Raw genomic sequence first — 18,934 nt, forward strand, 5'->3', positions numbered from 1 at the left:
AGGGGGCTAAGGAGAGAAGCGGCAATCTCCATAAAAAACCTTTTAGATTAATTGATGTTATTTTAAATTCGAAAACTATACCGAAATAATTATTAAACTAAAATGTTTTTTGTTGTTTTTTGGAAAAAACTACTACTCCAGTTTATTTTTATAAGTTGGCAAACTATTTTTTTACGTCATAGTTCGATTTTAAAGAAAGGGAAAACACTGTGGACAATACTAATCATTTCGATTCTATCGCTGACGTCTTTAACCGTATTTGGTATTTCTCTGACGATTACAAAGATTTTGTCATAAAGCATATCATAGGAGATATGTCCCTATCACACAATGATATCCTCGCCGATATCGGAGGGGGAACAGGAACATTTACAAGCCGATTGATGAATGAAGCGAATCTGCGAAAAGCGTACTGCATAGAACCCTCGTCTGCGATGTGCGATGAAGCCTCCAAACTGGAAAATATCACAGCACTTTGTTCAGATGCCCATACTTTTTTAACCTCCAAAACCCCATTTACCAAAATGCTTCTCAAAGAGGTAATCCATCATATCCCTGAGAGAGAAAGCTTTTGGCAAAAGGCGTACGCTATGCTCCCCAATGGAGGAAAACTCCTCATTATCACACGTCCGCAACACATCGCTTTTCCATTTTTTGCAGCAGCCAAAGAGGCATTTGTACGAAATCAGCCTCCGCATGAGCTTTTTGAAAATCAACTAAAAGCGTGCGGATTCGAGGTTATAACTACCCAGCGAAGCCACACTTTTACCCTCCCGAAAGAGAGTTGGTACGAGATGCTTAGACACCGTTTTATGTCTGATTTGGGAGTCTTTAGTGATCAAGAGATCGAAGAAGGGATTAAAGAAATCGAGCAAATCTATACCGAAGATACAATTGATATAATCGACAATCTGATTTTCATCACGGCTCAACGGCGATGAAAATCTTTAAAATATCTTTTTATTTTGATAGTGACTCATAATCAACAACCTGATTCCGCCCTTTATTCTTGGCAGTATAGAGAGCCTCATCGGCACGTTTAACCACCTCTTTATAACCATCATCATTGAGATCAAACACCGAAATACCGAAACTGCAAGTTTTTTGACCTATGGTATCAAATCGGTACGATTCAATCGAACTGCGAAGCTTTTCCGCCAATAAGCTAACCTCAATCTCTGTTGTGTGAGGACAGATAATTAAAAATTCTTCACCGCCCCAACGCCCCAAAATATCCGTTTCACGGATATGTTCCGATAATATTTTTGAAATAGCGACCAGAACATGATCCCCTACATCATGCCCATAGGTATCGTTTACCTCTTTAAAATGGTCAATATCGAGCATAATAACCGCAAAGGTGTGGCTGTAACGCTTTGAACGTTTAATCTCTTTATTAAAACTGTTTTCTAAATACATCCGATTATGCAGCTGGGTAAGCTGATCGGTTATAGAGAGCTCTTCAACCCGTTTTTTGTCGGTAATGTTTTGACTGATTGCGGTATAACCGACTTTTATTCCCAAATCATCAAACAAAGGATATATCATCGTATCCAACCAATAAAAAGATCCGTTTTTATTACGGTTTTTGATCTCTCCGCACCAAGTATCTCCCTTGGTAATAGTCTCCCATAGTTTTGCAAATACTGATGCTTTCATATCAGGATGTCTGACAATCCGATGTAATTTTCCGATCAATTGCTCTTTTTTGTATCCTGATACCTTACAAAATGCGTCGGATACCTCGGTAATATTTCCCTCTAAATCGGTGCTAGAGATAATGATATTTTTATCGATAAGCGCCATTTGTTTCTCAATCGTTTTTACGTATGATTGAGACTTTTCCAACGCACGGTTCAGCGTATTTCGAAGATTAAAGGTTTGTAACGTATTTTTAATACGAACTAATAATTCCTCTTTCTGAAAGGGTTTTAAGAGATAATCAACCGCTCCGAGCTCAAATCCTTTTACAATGCTATCATTATCGTGTTTAGCGGTCAAAAATATGATAGGAATATGACTGGTTTTATGATTATCCTTAATCCGTTTTGCCACTTCAAACCCGCTCATCCCCGGCATCATAATATCGAGTAATATTAAATCCGGCTTTGTGTCGGAGTATATGATTTGGAGGGCTTTTTCACCATTGGTTGCAACCAATAAATCGTACTTTTGGAATAGAATTTCAGCCACAACCGATATATTTAAAGGCTCATCATCCACCATTAAAATTTTTTGCTTGATATTCTCTTTCATTGTACGGAACCTGATATTTTTTGAAGTATTTCTAAAGCCTTATCGTATTGATACGTATGTAAATATTCGATCACTGTTTTACATGATTCTTCGCCATACGTAGTATATAACATCTTTTCAAGAGTTAGAACCCTTCCCTCCTGGATAATGGAGGAATGTCTCAAATCTTCCATAACCTTCCCTATAAACGATGCGGTCTCTTCAGCACTGAAAATCGTATCCGGCTTCAATGAACTCTCATTTTGATAAAACATCCGGATATTTCGGATCATTTCATTTACTAATATGACAAGTTCTGGTATCAATGACTGTATTTTTTTCGGATCATCGGAAAGATCTATAGTACTGGAGAGGCTATAGATTTTCTCCATAGAAAGATTCCCGCTGATCCCTTTCAGGGTGTGAATAAGATGTTTAAACGGTTCCGTTTCTACCTCATCAGCATTAAATTCAATCCCTTCATATTCATCACAAAAATACAGCAGATACCGTTTCATCCGTTCGCTATCGCTTCCGATTCTATCTGTTAATGATTGCATGTCAATCCCATCGATTACAACCTTCAAACTCTCTACCGGAGGAACCTCTTTTTTGACTTTTTCAACCTTTTTAAAAAAGATTTCTTTAGGTTTAATCCATCGTACTAGCGTCTCAAGCAAGGCATCGTTTTCGATAGGTTTACTCAAATGTTCATTCATCCCTACCGCAGACGTAAGCTCTTTGTCTTTTTGCATAACAGCGGCACTCAGGGCTATAATCGGCACCTCTTTATACTCGGAGATCATTCTGATTACCTTAGTTGCCTCAAATCCATCCATAATCGGCATTTGCAAATCCATCAAGATCAAATCATACAACATCGTTTGCGCAAGTTCTACCGCCTCTTTTCCGTTTGTCGCTATATCGACAATGACATCCAAAGATTCCAACATTCCCAATACAACAATCTGATTGATTTTATTGTCTTCTACGAGTAAAATACGCGAACCCTGAAGTGCATTCAAACGCTCTGGAGTGATCACGGTTTTTTCATGAATAGGTTGGTCTGAAAACAATTTCATTTTCCCGAACTTCACCGTAAAATTAAAGGTACTCCCGACACCTGCTTCACTCTCCACGCTTATATCACCATCCATCATCTGCACCAATTGTTTTGAAATGGCAAGCCCAAGCCCTGTCCCTCCGAATTGGCGTGTAATAGAAGTATCAGCTTGTGAAAACTCTTGGAAGAGTTTACTTTGAGCTTCCGTATTCATTCCGATTCCCGTATCTTTGATGCTAAACAATAGGTGATAGTAGTTATCATCTTCCTGTGTCACAATAACAGAAATCGTAATAGTCCCCGATTCGGTAAACTTCACCGCATTACCGACCAGATTCGTCAAAATCTGTGTCAAACGCAGAGGATCACCAATCATCATGCTCTCAATCAGATCAACTTCCAAGTTGATTGCTAACCCTTTTTGATGTGCTTGAAACTCAAAAAGACTCATAATATTACGAAGGACATTGTTCAGTTCAAATGGTTTGTATTCCAAATCAAACTTCCCTGCCTCAATTTTAGAGTAATCGAGAATATCGTTAATAACATCCAATAACGCGTGAGAAGATATATTTGATTTTTCGAGAAAATCGCGTTGCGTGGGTTCCAAATCGGTTTTAAGAACCAACTCTGTCAATCCGATAATGCCGTTTAACGGTGTCCGAATTTCATGAGACATGTTGGCTAAAAAGTCAGATTTTGCTTTCGCCGCCTGCTCGGCTGCTTCTTTAGCTTTTTCGAGTTCCCTCTGGCGCTCTTTTTGTTCTGTGATATCGATTCCGATGGTCGTGACATACTGCATTTGACCATCTTCATCGCTAACAAGAGCATTAGACCATTCAAATATCTTCTCTTCACCGTCTTTGGATATCCATGAGTTCTGAAAACTTTCAGTGATGTTCCCCTCTCGTGCATTTTCAATAATACCGACTACTTTGTCTCGCATTTGCATCGGTAAAAATCTCGCCCAAAAATAGGGTTCTGACGCAATCTCGTGTTGAGTGTATCCGGTAAAACGTTCCCCAAATGGGTTAAGGTTGATCATAACCCCCTGGCGATCAATAATCGCGATGATGGCATTGGCACTTTCAACCAGCGTTTTATTGATACTTTTCTCGTAAATCAGTTTGTTTTCGAGTTCATTCCGCTGAATAATATCTTCTCTGAGTCGTATGACCGCTTCATTTAATGTAGCATTGCGTTCAGCGATACGCTCCTGCATCAGATGCAGTGTCTCTGAGAGAACCGATATCTCATCTCCATCGGTTCCGATTTCCAAACTATCTGTCTGTTCATCCTGTGCTATGCGCTGTGCATAAAAGGTCAATTCATTTAAGGCATTGGTCAATTTACGGCCGATAATATACGCGATAAAAGAGCTGATACTAATCTCAATCACGATTAGAAAAAATGTCCAATTTCTATTTTTTTCGATCGCTTGTAAACTTTCGGTAATTTCAAAAAGAATTTTTGCATTTCCAAGTATCTCTCCATCAATGTCAATTGGGACGATTTTTACTCTAAAAGCTCTCTCTTTATGTAATATATCGCCGGATGATATGCTAAAATGATCGATATTGAGAGTCGTATCTGATCTAGCGTAAGAAAGCAACCGTTCTTGATTGTCGAAAACTTTCACCGCTACAATATTTTTTAGATGAACAAAACTTCTAGCCTGATTATCCAATGTCCCCAGATCATATACCGCTAGAGGTGTCTTTGCCATTTCTGCAAAAAGTGTGCCCCCCGTTTGAATTTTTTCATCAATAAGAGAGCGGGATAATTTTGCCTGAGAGGAGAAGTTAAAAAAAACGATCAGAGAAATAAACAGGATTTCAATACTCAAAAAAGAGAGGATAAATCGATATCGAAATGAGAGTTTCATCATTTATTCTTGCGTAGAAGGTAGTGCCACTGCAATATCGCGTACCGCGTCATACTCACTATCATCCGTTTGAATAAGATGCTTCATACTCAAAGAAGCAATCATAGGATCAGGAATCTCTAAAATAGCTTTTGTCATTTTTGCTTTGAGACTTTCAGGCATAGATGTTCTAAAAGCGAACGGATGACTGGGATATGCTTTGGTTTTATACGAAATGACAAGAGCATTTTTAGTCTCTTTATCTTCAAGATTATTGAATGTCCGCTCTATTCCTCCCCCGACGTCGCCTATCCCCCGAGCAACTCCCTTGTAGACGGAATCGTGCGAATTAACATAACGATAATTTTTATCTTTGTTAATATCATTTCCGTATTTTTTTAATAATTCGTATTTTGGCAGAAGCGTTGCGGCAAACGCATCGGGTGCAGCAAAAAGGAACGATTTCCCTTTGAGCATCGAAATATCCGAAAGATCGCTGTTCTTTCGGACAACCAAAATCCCGACAATATTTTTTTCATCCCGTACTTTCGCAATATATCCCTGGCGTTTATGTGCAACAACGTAATGATACGGATTCATATACGCTATATCATACCCTCCGCTATACAGTACTTTTTCAAATTCGGGAATGGAACGCTCGATCTTAAGAATAACTTTTGCTCCGGTAGCATTTTCCAAATAGCTCACAACCGGCTGCCAATCTCTAATCAGCTCAATCGGACTTTGTTGAGGCACAACCCCAAATATTAAGGGTTTTGCAAATAAGGGGGTAAACATGAAGGAGCTAAGCAATAAAACGGCAATTCGTCGCATCAGGTTCCTTTAAAAGGTGATTGATACGATTATAGCAGTGTTATCGTGATTTCAGAGAATTTTTTCGTTATTTTTTTATTCTATTCATCTCTAAAATTTTATACAAACAGAATCTGTGATATTATTATTCCATGATAACGTTACCCCCTGAAGCACGGCTGAACATCCTCCTTCCCAACATGAACAAAGCGCTCGGTGAAGCGATCAAAAATGCTACCCCCGAACAGCTCGAAACACTCAAAGAGGGAAAAGATCTCAAAGGGCTCCTCACATCCGTATTTCAGGATAAAATCACCTCTACCAAATCCGATACTGTTTTACTCGATATTTTAAAAAATTCTACCGTTTTTAAAAAGTTGGGGAGTCTCACCGATAATCTCCAATCCCTCCTAAAAGAGTTAAAAACATCTCCCGATCTCTCTCCTAAAACTGCTGTATTGGAAAAATTTCTCAAAAATATTGCTCTTATTGATACCCAAACGCTCAAAAATCAAGTGACCAACAGCGGGGTTTTCATGGAGTCCAAATTTGCCGCAGCGTTACAAAAACTCCCCGATCTCACACAAACCCTCGAACAGCTTAGCAATGTTCTGAGTAAAAGCCCTCAAAGCGAAGCCAAAGTCCTTCAAAGACAAATTTTAACTCTTTTAGAAAATCCTATTCTCTCGACATCATCCCAAAACTTCCAAAACGCCCTCACCCTCACCGATACATTGAAGAAAGTGACCGATAATCTCCACACTCTTCTCTCCAAAAGCGATCCTCTCTACTCCAAAGAGGTCTCTGCCCTCGCCCAAAAACTCGATCAGATCAGTGTCGTTCAAGAGCTAAAAACGACTCTCTCCCAACTCTACGGTACCCTTTTACGCAGCAGTGCCCCTGATACGAATGAGTTACTTGATTCCATCGAAAAACTGCTCAAAAATTTGAATAATGCCCCTACCGAAGCGTTAAAAACATTTACCCAACAGCTCAAAAGTGCCATAAATGAAGGTGATATCACCAAAGAGCTCTCCTCTCTTATCACCAAACTAAGCGAGTTTACCAACCCAAAAGAGCTGGTAAGCGAAACCTTCTTACAAGAATCGATGGCCGATGATCTGAAGTCCAATCTCCTCTCTCTGCACGAAGAACTCACCCGTTCAAGCGATCCCAATGCTCCTACGCTACTGGAACAAACCGATAAGCTTCTGACTCAGATCGACTATCATCAGCTGATCTCCTATCTGGGTGCTTCGAATTCCATTTACATCCCCTTCGCATGGGATCAACTCGAAGAGGGTTCAATGGCATTTAAAAAAACAGCGGGGGAAAAGTTTTATTGCGAAATCAATCTCCGTCTCAAAGAGTACGGCGAGCTGAATCTGATGATGGCATTGTATGAGGGAAATCAGCTCGAAATCCAAGCCCACACCGAAAAACCAGAGCTTAAAACTTTGATTCAAGAAAATATTTCGCAGCTGCGATCACTGCTGATCAATGCCGATCTCACTCCGAGGTCTATACGGGTTTTTGAGATGAAAGAGACACTATCACCGCTAAAAGAAACCTATACGACTGAGCGAAACGGAACGGATTTAGGATTTGAGGTAAAGGTATGAAAAAAGCGGTCGCAATGCGCTACGATAGCGAAAAGGAAAATGCCCCGCGCGTCATTGCTTCAGGCAAAGGGATAACGGCTGAAAATATTATCAAAATAGCCGAACTCCATAACCTCCCCATCCGTAAAGATGAAGATTTGGTAGAGCTTTTGAGCAAAGTGGAAATCGATAAAGAGATCCCCGAAAAGCTCTATGTAGCAGTTGCGGAAGTCTTTAAATTTATCTACAAAATTACGAATCCTCGATAAAATCATCCACAATATAATCTTCCAACTCAATATCGTCACTCTCCAAAACAGGCTCAAGAGCGTGCATTCCGAACGGGCGTACGGAGTGAGGGTCTTTTGTGATGAGCGGATGCCATGACGGAAGCGGTTTCCCCTGATGGCGTAAACGATAGGCACAGGTATCAGGAAGCCATGTATACTCTGCCGCCCGCTGGGGGGTAAGTCTCATACACCCCTCTACTCTCGCAAAACGGTTGGCATAATCGCTGCATTGTCCCGCTTTTATATCGTAGCAATGGCACGCAACACGGGTCAGATAGATAGGTGCCGTATCGTCATCTTCATCCTGAAGACGGTTCAAACAGCATAGTCCGCATCCGTCACACAGTGCTTCCCACTCGTGCGGTGTTAATTCGTCGAGGGTTTTTGTTTCCCAAAATTGGGCAGTTTCATCTTGTTTCATAGTCGAAAAATAGCATATTTGCGATTAAAACAATCTATTTCAACCCTTTAGATTGACGTACAAAAATACAAAATTCACAATAAATGATCACTTTTTCATCACATTTGTAGCAAAACAGTAATACAGATTGGTGTACAATGACGTTATGATATACAGAATGAAAATATTATTACCTGCAATTCATTCAATGATTTTACTGCTGTGTGCAGTTATCATGCAAGTACATGCATCCGAGGATACTCAAAAAGAAAAAATAGCATTAATACAACCCATCGAACAACATGCAATCATCTATGGAGAAGGTGAACGAAAAATATATGTATTTGTTGATCCTAAGTGTCCCCATTCGCGTGATTTTATCACTATGATTAATGAGAATGCAAAAATGCGGGGCATTTATCGATACTATATCTTTTTTTACGAGCTAAAACGTTTTCATTCACATAACCTAATAGCAACCCTATATGCGTCATCTTCGCCACTGCAACGAACACTCGAAGTGATGGTAGGGGGCAAAGAGATAGTGACAGATACCCGAATTGAACCAAAAATTGAAGCGAAAATAGATGATATCGCCCGTGTAGCTGATACCATTGGTATTTCAAAACGCCCTTATCTGATTATATTGAAAGAGAACAAGTAGCCATGTATTACCACACTCCCGACACATCACGCTACATCAGCCTTATTCGACGATTTCGAGTACTTATCCTAACGCTGTTTCTTCTCATTTCATCGTTTGCACTTAATCTTCTCAAACCCGAGTTAATCTCCTCAGATACGGTATTTTGGCTCAGTGAATCCAAACAACTTCAAAAAAATCAGGAGCAATTGTATTCTGCAACCTACGTAGGACGCCTAAGCATAGATATTCCCCTCTTTAATGATGCTTCAAAAAACACCCTGCAAGCCCTCCAAACGGAACTTGAGCATAAAAAGGGAATTGAGCAAGTAGAATCTCTTTTTTCATCGTATATGATTTTCAACGATCAAACTTCTGAAGAATCTGCTTTGGTCAAGGCCTTACCGATCACGCAAATGTCTTCGAACAAAATCATTACTTTTGTCAAAACTCTTCCTGAGCCTTACCGCCGGTTTGTGAGTAATGATTTCCACCGATTCCATTTTATTATTCATTCCAAAACGCCTATCCAACTCGATCAATTGAGCATTCCCTTTGAGTACGAATACTCCGAACCGCTTGTTGAAGCCAAATTATCTCATTATCTCTGGTATATAGGGATTATTTTATTGGTTGTGATGGCAATGTCGCAAATTGTTTTCAAAAACATCATTGCTGCATTCGGAGCAATCAGTGTCACTATCATCACCCTGATTTGGACTTTCTCATTAATCTATCTCTTAACCGGTAATAAGCAAATTCATATTGCCATGAGCCTCATGGTAGTAAGCATTGCTATCGGGCACTACCTCTATTTTTACTATCGCTGGCATGTTTCACAGTTTAAAAGTGATCCAAATCGAGCCCTCGAAAAAAGTATCAATCGAAATCTTCACCCGGCTGTTTGGACATTACCGGTTCTTCTCATCAGTTTAGGATCACTCCTTTTTGCCAACTCTCAGATTGTTACAATGATGAGCCTGAGTTTAATGATTTCCTCGATCGTAGCGTATGTCGTCAGTATCGTATTTTTACCTGCACTCCTCAGTTATTTTTCGGTTTCGCATCCCAGAATTTCTCTTGCCCGGGTATGCTATTGGTTTGCCAATCAAGAAGTTCACTACAATCCCAAACTGCTCCAAAAGTTCATGCTTCTCACGCTGCTGATCCTCATCTTCGTCGGGATTCGTCTATACATTTCCCCTAACCTTTTTGAGCGGGATGTTGCTGATGAAACGATGACCCTTAAAGTACCGTTTAAAGAGATCGATTTGGGAATGCTCCAAAAAATAGAGACATTTGAAAAAGATCTGCGCAGCAATACGTACGGGGTTGTCAAAGTCGATTCGGTTATCACAGTTCTTAGGCAGCTTGATCTGGCGAATACTCCGAAAAACCCGTTGGATGAGCAGCGCCTGTTACAAGCATTATTTTTTCTCGAACTGTATGATCTTGAAAAATCCTATATGGATCAAGACTCCCTCAACATCACCATCACGTTAAAAAATGCAGATCACTCTGCCGTCATACGCTTTTTGGAATCGTACAAAGCGTTACCGATTTACTTGACCGATACAGACAGCCTTTCCCAAAGCTCAAAAATGGAAAAAATGGTCCTGTTCGTTTCATCGTTAATCTCAGCACTGCTAATCATTGCTCTGGTAATGGGAATTATTTTTCGCTCTGTCGCAATCGGATGGGTCGGCTTTGCAGCCAATGCCATCCCTATTATTTGGTTCGTATTATTTATGATTCTATTTAAATTTGAGTTAACGATTGAAGCATTGATTGCCATGACTATATCGGTGGGATTAACCTCCGATACGATTATCCATTTCGGATACAAATATTTCAGAAGCCGTTATTTCGGACGTACCCGAAAACATGCTTTGGAAATTATGTTTTTCTATGCCGCTGTTCCCGCAATCATCAGTGCTACCGTCTTAATGATCGTATTTTCATTGTTGACCTTCACCCAGCTCCAATCTCTGCAGCTTATCGGTGCTTACGGAGCCGTTTTGATGTTCATTTCACTACTAAGTGATCTGTTTATTTTGCCTGTTTTGCTGTTGTCGGTGGACAAAGAGGAGAAAAAAGCAACCGCTCGTTAGGGTAAATTTGGATATGATGAGGATAAAGAAAAGGATATTTTATGACAACCGAACAATCATTGAGTGAATTACTACGTGAGTGTGCCGATTCCGTCGGAGGCAAAAACTTTTTCCTCACTCTCGCTGAGACGATCCGTACAACCCGTGAGGGGATTATCGTCGGAGAAAAAAAACAAATCAACTACTCCAACGGCGTGATGACATGGAATAAAACGCTTCATGCCGATAACTGGAGACTCCTCATCGAATCGGCAAAAGTACGCACTAAAGACGGCAATATCCTTCTTCCGGCAGAAGACAAACGTCATAAAAACATCCTCAATATGATTCGTACTCTCAAACCGCTTAGCTTTACCGTCACACCGGCCAATGCGGCCGATGGAGAAGGATTCACGTTTAATGCGTTGGAAGTAGTCGATGAGAAAACGACACGCGTATCACCTCTGTTTAAAGCACTGTTTGTAATGCCGATCGATGTATTAAAAAAGAATATGGGGTAATTGAGGCTATTTCCCTAGTATACAAATTTTATAAAACTTAATTTCTACGTTAAAACGCGCAAGCATTAAAAAAAGTTATACTCATTTAATTCATTATCTACTATATTGTAACAATAGTTCGAGAAGGAGGATTCAAATGAGTAAAAAAGTACTAATCGGCGTTACGGCATTGACTTTGACCATGAATGCTTTCGCAATTGAATATAGTTTAAAAGACAATATGCTCAAACTTAACAGTTACATGATACAAATGCAAGCCGCATTTATAGAAGGTGATAAAGACAAAGCGGTACGAACGGCTAATGCTCTGAATGGAGAGGCTAAAATGCTTTTCGGTGATGAAAAGCTTATGGCGGCTTTGCTTCCAAAAGGGAAAGAAAACAAAGTCCGCATCGCAATGATGTCCTCTCGAACAATCGACGATAACGTTATAATAATCAATGCGAGTATGAATACCGCACATTGGGAAACTGCTCAAAATGCATATTTAGATATTCAAAAAGCATGTATGCGGTGTCACACCCTAATACGTGACTGACATTAGCAGCCCCCTGTTTTAGCCAATATTTGATCCAAATAGTATTGTTAACGCTATTTGTGAGGGTTTAATGGGGATAAAGAATGTGATTGCAAAATAAAAGTAGATTGTTTAAAAAGAGAGGAGTGGAGCGGGAAACGAGACTCGAACTCGCGACATTCAGCTTGGAAGGCTGACGCTCTAGCCAACTGAGCTATTCCCGCATCACTGAGGGAATTATAAAACAAAATCCCTTAAAAGTTCATTTATTAGTGTGCAGGCACATAGGCATATCCGGCATTCTGCCATTTGACCAAGCCAACCATAGCCGATTTGATCGGTGTGACGAAAGGGTATAAATCTTCACTCAAAATCCCTTTTTTATGCATTCCAGACATACAGATATCCAAATGGATATGGTATTTCTTTTCGATCTCTTCGAGCCGTTTATGGATGGCTTCTTGGTGTTCGACGAGTGATTTATCCATTCCATACTGGGTGTTTTCGAGATTTTGGACAAAAAATTTATAGGCTTCGCCGTGTATGACGACGGCTACTTCGACCGTGTCTCCCTGAGCCGTAAAATAATCGATCGTTCCGGGAACCCCGATCAAAAGCTGATTGCTAAACGATTCCATATCACCGGTTTTCAAATCGATCATAAATTTTTTTGTATCCGCAAAGGCAAACGTAACTGCAAACAGTACGATAAAAAGAGCTAAACGCATGATGAATGTCCTATAGAAAGAATTAGTGAACGGTATCATGGCTAAAGTGTGTAAAAAATGTGTAAAAAAAACATTTCCTATTTTTAAATAAAACAATGCCATAATATATTTGTTTTTCTCTATCAAATTAATGTATTGGTTGTTGACATGAGGATAGAGTCGGTTTCGGACAATAAAACAGAGGGCAATGAATCTGCCCAACTTTTCTTCAGTACCGAAAGTGCCATTGTTGATTATTTCACTACAATCAATCATTCCCTTGAATCGTTTACCCAATACGAGAACGCACCGAACAGTATCGATTTTATAAAATTGCGCCGCTTTCTCCTCACAACCTATAATAATCTCGTCGACTTGGATCTGGATCTTAAAAATTCAAATGTAGCGGACATTCTGAAAGATTTGATGTCGTTAAGCGATATTTACGATGCATTCAAACAAAAATCCAAACAGATCAAAAAAGCGTTTTACGACCTTTTTCTCAGTCGAAACGATGAATTTGTACAAGCTCAGAAGAGAGTTGAATCCAATAAAAGCTCTATAGAGCACCATAATTCCAACATAACGGTTGCAGAGGCTGCAATCGCCAAACTGGAGTATCACATCAAAAAAACGCCTGAGTCATCGGACTACTATCTCATAATTCAGCAAAGAATGAAAAAGGCAAAACGGATTATCGTCGACGAAATCCATGCAAAAAGATCACAGGAAGAGGAAAATTTCAAACTTGTCCAGTTTATTGACATGATTATCACTGAAAATGAAGAGAGCTTTGCCAAGAAATACGCGGTTCAAGCCATTATTTTTGATCAAAAAATTACCGATTTATTAAATAAAGCCGCCTATGTCTTTGATATTTCATTATGGAAATATTCCCGGGATTCCAAACCGATTAAAATGCATTTTCAAAAATCCTATGTCAAAGGTCAGCTTTCGAGCTTAACGTACCTCAAATACTATCTGCAATCGCTAAACCATGAAAATTTTTCCGCAGAGCAGCAAGAGTTGGCCGCACTTGTCCCCTATCTTGAAAACCTGCACCGCCATAAAGTTCTTTATTTAACGACAGAGATCGACAATGCGATGCGGCTCAAATCGGTTATCACCTCGATTGACAAATACATCGATCTGGAAACAACAATGGATTATGATAAAATGGTCGAATCGCTCACGAAAGAAGTACCCCATTACATTTTCATCGATCACCAGATATCAGGTTTGAGCGCATTGATCAAAATGTTAAAATCACGCGGAATTATCCAAAATACCAATGTCGTTTTAGTCGTTGAAAATGCAAGTGAAAGTTTTATGGAACAAGTCAAAAAAAATCATATTCGTTATCTCCTCCCAACCAATGTCTCCTCACACGTTTTTGCCCAGACACTTACCCATATTCTCAATGAAGATTCAATCGTATGAAAACACAGAGAGTACCGTTCGGCCAAACAAACCCCGACAAAAAAAATGCCGTGTTTCTAGCCATCTATGTCGACGCGATCTCTCCGTGGAAATATTTTAAAGACGATATGCAGCATTTCAAATGTCCGGCAATTATTATGATCGACCGATGGGACGGCCGAATGGGGTTTCCGGGCGGAACGGTCAATGAGGGAGAGACTCTTTTAGAAGCACTGGTACGAGAGATAAAAGAGGAGATCGGTATCACTATCAAGCCGGATAAAGTCCATCCGATTGCCAGCCATGAGAACAAAATCATCACCCATTTTTATGGGCTCAAAGTTCTCGAAGTAGAGTTTTTACATATCTATTATCATATCCTGAACAACTTCTCACGCTCCATTTTGTTACACGCATATGAAGAGGGAGATGCTTCGCATTTTATGTCTGAAATTACCGGAATCAAAATCGTCCCTCTGATCCATCATGAAAACAAAGGGATCAAACGATTTATCGAAAATACGTTTGCCGGAGCGACCCGAGAAGACCTCATCGTGTTACTGCGCGAAGTGTTCGGTATGGAAGTTTAACGGACCCTCACCCCTACAACATCCCCAAAGAGGAGAACATCTTCAAGTACCGCTTTGTCACATAGCCCATCCGAACCCAAATTGATCAGCAGTTCACCGTTTGCACTGCTGAAAATTCGATCATTCAGAACCACTTTTAGGAATTCTCCATCCTCCCTATCCAGCTCTTTTTTCATCTCTTTCAAAACTTTGCTGTTTGGAAACACCACATCGATACGACCGTCTTTTCCACTGCCTCCGATGGCATGTAACACTCGATCTTGGCGTGTTTTCAAATAGGTATCGATATTAAAAAAGAGGGTCAAAATATCTTCGGCCGCATAAAAATCGTATGGTTCTTTATTGCGTTCATTCCCCTCTATCGTCTCTTTCCATACCACTTTGTTGACGTGGTCAAACGTATAGATTTTGGTCACTTTTTTGGAATTATTTTTACGGACTTTGCTATACATATCGGGTAGTAATTTACCGTTTCTCACCGTTCCGCGACTCTCATAAATCTCAATACGATTTCCGGAAAGAACCTTGGCGATTCCTGTCGTTTTGGCTTCGATGCGGATGGTATAGGTCTGATCATCTTTGATTTCAAACCGTGCATCGGCTACTCCCATCGTCTGAAAAATCCCGAAAGAAACTTCATACGTGGCACTCAGGACTTTTGCACTCAAAATTTGTGACAATATTGCCATCAATAAAACGATTTTTTTCATGATGTCATCCTTTTAAGCAAGCGTATTATGAAATCGTGAAGGATTTGTACATTACATGCTGAGCAATAACGATCCTGCCCCTTTTGAAACAACCCCCAACGGTACTTTAATCCCCTCTTCCATGTGATCGGCAAAGATACGGTTAAGCCAAACGCGATTGGTTTGTACTTTTTGGAGAACCAAATACTGCTCTTTATCGACCGTGAGAGTCATGTACGAGCCGATAACCACAGAGAGTTTTTGACTCTCTCCTTCGGGTAAAAGATTAAAACTAAGCGTTTTTTTCGTCGTATCGACCGTTACGTTTTCAACCTTGCCATATCCGCGTGCACTGAAATAAAGCGACACTGCCGATGTAAGTATTTTTGATCGGATCGAATCCATGGTAGAAAGCTCCGCCGAATTGGCAGTGCTAAAGAGTAAAAAACATATCAGTACTAAACGCTGAACCATAAATCATCCTCATTTTTTGGACGAAATTATAGCTCTATACCTCTAAAAGAGAGCTAACAGCGGCTATCTCATCGGGCTCAAGCTCAAACGTAAATATCTGCAAATCCTCGTCAATATGGTGTTTCGAGGTAGAACCGATAAGGGGGACGATACCTTTATGACAGAGATAGCGATAGAAAATCTGTGCTTGGGTTTTAGCGTATTTACGTCCTAACCCTAGGATCGTTTGGCTTTCTAAAATATGGGGATTGGCGGTTAGCGACCAAAAACTCTGATACGTAATATTCTCTCCATCGCACCATGCACGAAACTCAATGTCATACCCGCTATCAGCGTAAAAACGGTTTTGTACTACGGTTGGTTTTACCTCAGCATTGGCATAAACCCGTTTAAGTAACTCCAGATCATAACAGTTACTGATTCCGAGTCGGCGTGTTCCGCCGCAATGGTAAATCTCTTCCATCGCTCTCCACACTTTTTGGAGATCTGTATAGGGAAATAAGGGCGAATGAAGTACGAGCGAATCAACGTATTGGGTTCGCAGATTCTGCTTCGATACTTCAAATGACTGAGCAACCTGCATCTCTAATGGGGAAGCAGGATCATACGGAATACGTAAAGGATCTTGGCCGCTTAAGGGGGTAAATTTGGTTTGTAAAAATAACGATTCTCTCATTATCCCCCGTTTATTCAATCGCTCCAGCGCCTCGCCCACACCCGCTTCATGATAATGCTTCGGCTGACATGCCGTATCAATTCCCCGAAATCCGCTCATAATAGCCATCTCGACCAAATTCGCCGTCTCCTCTTTTTTCCATGCTGTTCCGTATATCAGAGATGGTATTTGAGTATTTGGCATCGTATCATCCTTCTATTTATCTCAATCGTATGATTATAGCCAACTGAACATTTGTACTGTTCCAGCTTGCTTTTCATTAGCGTTTTATGGGTACACTACCGCTTTATTTCATCGTAGGATTTTTCATGACTCAAATTTTTCTGTTGATCTTTGTCATCACCATCTTTTACTGGGTATACAGAGGGTATTCCCGTAACCAGATCGTGTATTCAAAAAAACAGTTTCAACATTTCGTACTCACCAAAGAACATCTCGCCAAAAGCGAACTCGGGCTTTTTGTTGCTCTCGTCGCCAAAGTTGCCAAAGCTGACGGACGAATCGATGAACTCGAAGCAGAACTCATCAGCAATATGTTCAACGATATCAGCGCCCTTTTTCCTGATCCGGATGCAACTAAAAATCTGCTCAAACAGATTTTCGATATCGAAAAACAAGTGCCCGACAATCTCGTTCAAGTAGCTCAGGCGCTCTATGGCGTTTTACATAATGATCCTCATAAACGCCAAAAGATGTTGGAATTTCTCGTCAATCTTTCCTATATCGATGGAGTTTTAAGCAGCTCAGAAGAGGCTATGCTCCATACCATCGCCATCCATTTGCACTTTAGTGCAGAGATGCTATCTTCCATGCTTCAGCAGTTTGGTTCTTACCATCGCCACAGCGTCAAAGAGAGTTCTATCTCTCAAGCCTATACCCTATTGGGACTTAGCACAGATGCGACGAACGATGCGGTCAAAAAAGCATACCGTGCATTGGTACGTGAATACCATCCCGACATCATCAAATCGCAAGGTGCATCGGATGAGTATCTCAAAGAAGCAACCGAAAAAGTACAAGAGATCAATGCCGCATATGAAATGATTAAAAAATCGCGGGGAATGTAAGATTCCCCCTTCGAGTGCTATAATATTCCCAATTCATTAAAGGTGACAGGTATGGATACATTTTCGCTTTTGTTTATTCTCCTGTGTCTGATGTTTATCATCGTTAAACTGGTCAGTCGTAAATCAAAAGAAGATAAAGAAGAGTGTGATGAGTAAATTTTCTAAAAAGCAGATATTAAACATCCTCTATTGGAGCGGATTTGTAGCGATAGCCGTCTATTTTGCTTATTCCAAAGGGTGGATCTTTACCAACTTTGACTCGATTACCCCTAAACAGGCCTACTTGCTTTTACAAAACGATAATAACGTTACCCTTTTGGATGTCCGAACTCCGGAAGAGTTTGCCCAAGAGCATATTGAAGGTGCAACCCTCATCCCCGTGCAAGTGTTGAGTGAAAGACTCGCGAAGCTTCAGGGGGTCAAAGAGAAACAAATTATCGTCTATTGCCATAGCGGAAACCGAAGTGCCGTTGCTTCACGTATTCTGGTTAAAAAGGGCTTTGTTCCTCTTAATGTCAAAGGGGGAATAACCCAATGGAAAGCGCAAGGATTGCAAGTCACGCATTAACGTGCAACCGATGCATTAACGATTAGTTTAATTTGTACCCGATTTTAGCGAGATTTTGTAATTGGCTGTCATCACCTATTTTTTTGCGAAGTCTAAGAATAAGATTTTTTAATGCACCATCTGACATCTCTTCATCCAATACCTGAGAAAACGTTTCATATTGAATTATTTGCCCGCGATGGGAAAGAAGCAATTCTATCGCATGAATCTCGTTTCTTGTCAAAGCCGTTTTTTCACCCCCCGAGCGAATAAATACTTTGGCAAAATAATCGTAGGATACGTTCTCATTGATTTTTGCTATTAGCAACCCGTGCGATTTGAGACGATCAACTGCCGAGTAAAGTACTTTAATCAGCGCATTAAACTCGATCGGCTTGTGTATATAATCGATCAGATTGAGTTTACACGCGGCCAATAAATCTTCCGTTGCAATCGATCCGGAAACGATAACTATAGGGACTTTATCGTTTTGTTCACGTATTTTTTTGGCGACCTCGATACCGCTGATGCTTCCCATATGGATATCAAGGATCACGATATCGATCGGATTGGTTGTATAAATTTTCAATGCTTCTTTACCGTCGGCTACCGAATGAACTTTGCCTACGACAAGCTGCAACGTTTTTTCAGTTATCTCACGCAATGTATTATCGTCTTCAGCGTATAAGACGGATAGATTTTTAAATTCGCTGAATTTAGCCATCTTT

20 protein-coding genes and 1 tRNA gene are annotated in these 18,934 nt (G+C 40.3%); 11 read left to right on the forward strand and 10 right to left on the reverse strand.

Annotated elements, in window-relative coordinates:
• Positions 1-209 precede the first annotated feature (209 nt).
• On the forward strand, positions 210-941 hold the full coding sequence (locus tag PHI47_RS08440) for a class I SAM-dependent methyltransferase (protein ID WP_299936147.1): 732 nt from the start codon (positions 210-212) through the stop codon (positions 939-941).
• A gap of 19 nt (positions 942-960) precedes the next feature.
• Here PHI47_RS08440 and PHI47_RS08445 read toward each other — a convergent pair whose 3' ends face one another.
• From PHI47_RS08445 to PHI47_RS08455, 3 genes are read right to left on the reverse strand one after another with little or no spacing between them, the layout of a single operon-like run.
• A complete protein-coding gene (locus tag PHI47_RS08445) occupies positions 961-2,256 on the reverse strand; it encodes a diguanylate cyclase (protein ID WP_299936149.1) in 1,296 nt (431 codons plus the stop codon).
• Positions 2,253-5,186, reverse strand: a complete 2,934-nt coding sequence (locus PHI47_RS08450) for an ATP-binding protein (RefSeq protein ID WP_299936152.1) — start codon at positions 5,184-5,186, stop codon at positions 2,253-2,255. The genes PHI47_RS08445 and PHI47_RS08450 overlap by 4 nt, the downstream gene beginning before the upstream one ends.
• Positions 5,187-5,996, reverse strand: a complete 810-nt coding sequence (locus tag PHI47_RS08455; protein WP_299936155.1) for a phosphate/phosphite/phosphonate ABC transporter substrate-binding protein — start codon at positions 5,994-5,996, stop codon at positions 5,187-5,189.
• Positions 5,997-6,127: 131 nt separating this feature from the next.
• On the opposite strand from PHI47_RS08455, the gene PHI47_RS08460 reads away from it, so the two are divergent.
• Together PHI47_RS08460 and PHI47_RS08465 are read left to right on the forward strand one after the other, a co-directional pair.
• Entirely contained in the window at positions 6,128-7,597 is a 1,470-nt protein-coding gene (locus PHI47_RS08460; RefSeq protein WP_299936158.1) for a flagellar hook-length control protein FliK, read from the forward strand.
• Positions 7,594-7,845 (forward strand): EscU/YscU/HrcU family type III secretion system export apparatus switch protein, encoded by a 252-nt coding sequence (locus PHI47_RS08465; protein ID WP_299936161.1) that lies wholly within the window; start codon positions 7,594-7,596, stop codon positions 7,843-7,845. The genes PHI47_RS08460 and PHI47_RS08465 overlap by 4 nt, the downstream gene beginning before the upstream one ends.
• Here the strand turns inward: PHI47_RS08465 and PHI47_RS08470 are convergent.
• Positions 7,829-8,287: a YcgN family cysteine cluster protein gene (locus PHI47_RS08470; RefSeq protein ID WP_299936164.1), complete on the reverse strand. Its 459-nt coding sequence runs from the start codon at positions 8,285-8,287 to the stop codon at positions 7,829-7,831. The two genes, PHI47_RS08465 and PHI47_RS08470, sit on opposite strands and share 17 nt — an antisense overlap.
• 157 nt (positions 8,288-8,444) lie before the next feature.
• Here PHI47_RS08470 and PHI47_RS08475 point away from each other — a divergent pair, with 157 nt between their 5' ends.
• From PHI47_RS08475 to PHI47_RS08490, 4 genes are all read left to right on the forward strand, one after another.
• Entirely contained in the window at positions 8,445-8,930 is a 486-nt protein-coding gene (locus tag PHI47_RS08475; protein WP_299936167.1) for a hypothetical protein, read from the forward strand.
• 2 nt (positions 8,931-8,932) lie between these two features.
• Positions 8,933-11,020, forward strand: coding sequence for a hypothetical protein (locus PHI47_RS08480; RefSeq protein ID WP_299936171.1), 2,088 nt, complete (start codon positions 8,933-8,935; stop codon positions 11,018-11,020).
• A gap of 41 nt (positions 11,021-11,061) precedes the next feature.
• A complete protein-coding gene (locus PHI47_RS08485) occupies positions 11,062-11,520 on the forward strand; it encodes a hypothetical protein (RefSeq protein WP_299936173.1) in 459 nt (152 codons plus the stop codon).
• 136 nt (positions 11,521-11,656) lie between these two features.
• A complete protein-coding gene (locus PHI47_RS08490; RefSeq protein ID WP_299936175.1) occupies positions 11,657-12,058 on the forward strand; it encodes a hypothetical protein in 402 nt (133 codons plus the stop codon).
• Positions 12,059-12,184: 126 nt separating this feature from the next.
• Here PHI47_RS08490 and PHI47_RS08495 read toward each other — a convergent pair.
• Together PHI47_RS08495 and PHI47_RS08500 are read right to left on the reverse strand one after the other, a co-directional pair.
• Positions 12,185-12,261: transfer RNA gene (locus PHI47_RS08495), tRNA-Gly, on the reverse strand.
• A gap of 45 nt (positions 12,262-12,306) precedes the next feature.
• On the reverse strand, positions 12,307-12,765 hold the full coding sequence (locus PHI47_RS08500) for a DsrE family protein (protein ID WP_299936178.1): 459 nt from the start codon (positions 12,763-12,765) through the stop codon (positions 12,307-12,309).
• Between the two features lie 147 nt (positions 12,766-12,912).
• Between PHI47_RS08500 and PHI47_RS08505 the strand changes: the two genes are divergently transcribed.
• Together PHI47_RS08505 and PHI47_RS08510 are read left to right on the forward strand one after the other, a co-directional pair.
• Positions 12,913-14,184: a hypothetical protein gene (locus PHI47_RS08505; protein WP_299936180.1), complete on the forward strand. Its 1,272-nt coding sequence runs from the start codon at positions 12,913-12,915 to the stop codon at positions 14,182-14,184.
• A complete protein-coding gene (locus PHI47_RS08510) occupies positions 14,181-14,753 on the forward strand; it encodes an NUDIX hydrolase (protein ID WP_299936182.1) in 573 nt (190 codons plus the stop codon). Before PHI47_RS08505 ends, PHI47_RS08510 begins: the two co-directional genes overlap by 4 nt.
• Here the strand turns inward: PHI47_RS08510 and PHI47_RS08515 are convergent.
• From PHI47_RS08515 to PHI47_RS08525, 3 genes are read right to left on the reverse strand one after another with little or no spacing between them, the layout of a single operon-like run.
• Positions 14,750-15,463, reverse strand: a complete 714-nt coding sequence (locus PHI47_RS08515) for a DUF3108 domain-containing protein (RefSeq protein WP_299936184.1) — start codon at positions 15,461-15,463, stop codon at positions 14,750-14,752. The genes PHI47_RS08510 and PHI47_RS08515 overlap by 4 nt on opposite strands.
• Positions 15,464-15,514: 51 nt before the next feature.
• A complete protein-coding gene (locus PHI47_RS08520) occupies positions 15,515-15,916 on the reverse strand; it encodes a hypothetical protein (RefSeq protein WP_299936187.1) in 402 nt (133 codons plus the stop codon).
• A 34-nt stretch (positions 15,917-15,950) separates the two neighbouring features.
• A complete protein-coding gene (locus tag PHI47_RS08525) occupies positions 15,951-16,775 on the reverse strand; it encodes an aldo/keto reductase (protein ID WP_299936190.1) in 825 nt (274 codons plus the stop codon).
• A gap of 125 nt (positions 16,776-16,900) precedes the next feature.
• Between PHI47_RS08525 and PHI47_RS08530 the strand changes: the two genes are divergently transcribed.
• Positions 16,901-17,659, forward strand: a complete 759-nt coding sequence (locus PHI47_RS08530) for a DnaJ domain-containing protein (RefSeq protein ID WP_299936194.1) — start codon at positions 16,901-16,903, stop codon at positions 17,657-17,659.
• A gap of 148 nt (positions 17,660-17,807) precedes the next feature.
• Complete coding sequence (locus PHI47_RS08535) at positions 17,808-18,227, forward strand: rhodanese-like domain-containing protein (RefSeq protein ID WP_299936196.1); 420 nt, start codon at positions 17,808-17,810, stop codon at positions 18,225-18,227.
• 22 nt (positions 18,228-18,249) lie between these two features.
• Here PHI47_RS08535 and PHI47_RS08540 read toward each other — a convergent pair whose 3' ends face one another.
• Complete coding sequence (locus PHI47_RS08540; protein WP_299936199.1) at positions 18,250-18,930, reverse strand: response regulator; 681 nt, start codon at positions 18,928-18,930, stop codon at positions 18,250-18,252.
• Positions 18,931-18,934 lie beyond the last annotated feature (4 nt).

This window comes from Sulfuricurvum sp., assembly GCF_028713855.1.
Taxonomy (GTDB): Bacteria; Campylobacterota; Campylobacteria; order Campylobacterales; family Sulfurimonadaceae; genus Sulfuricurvum.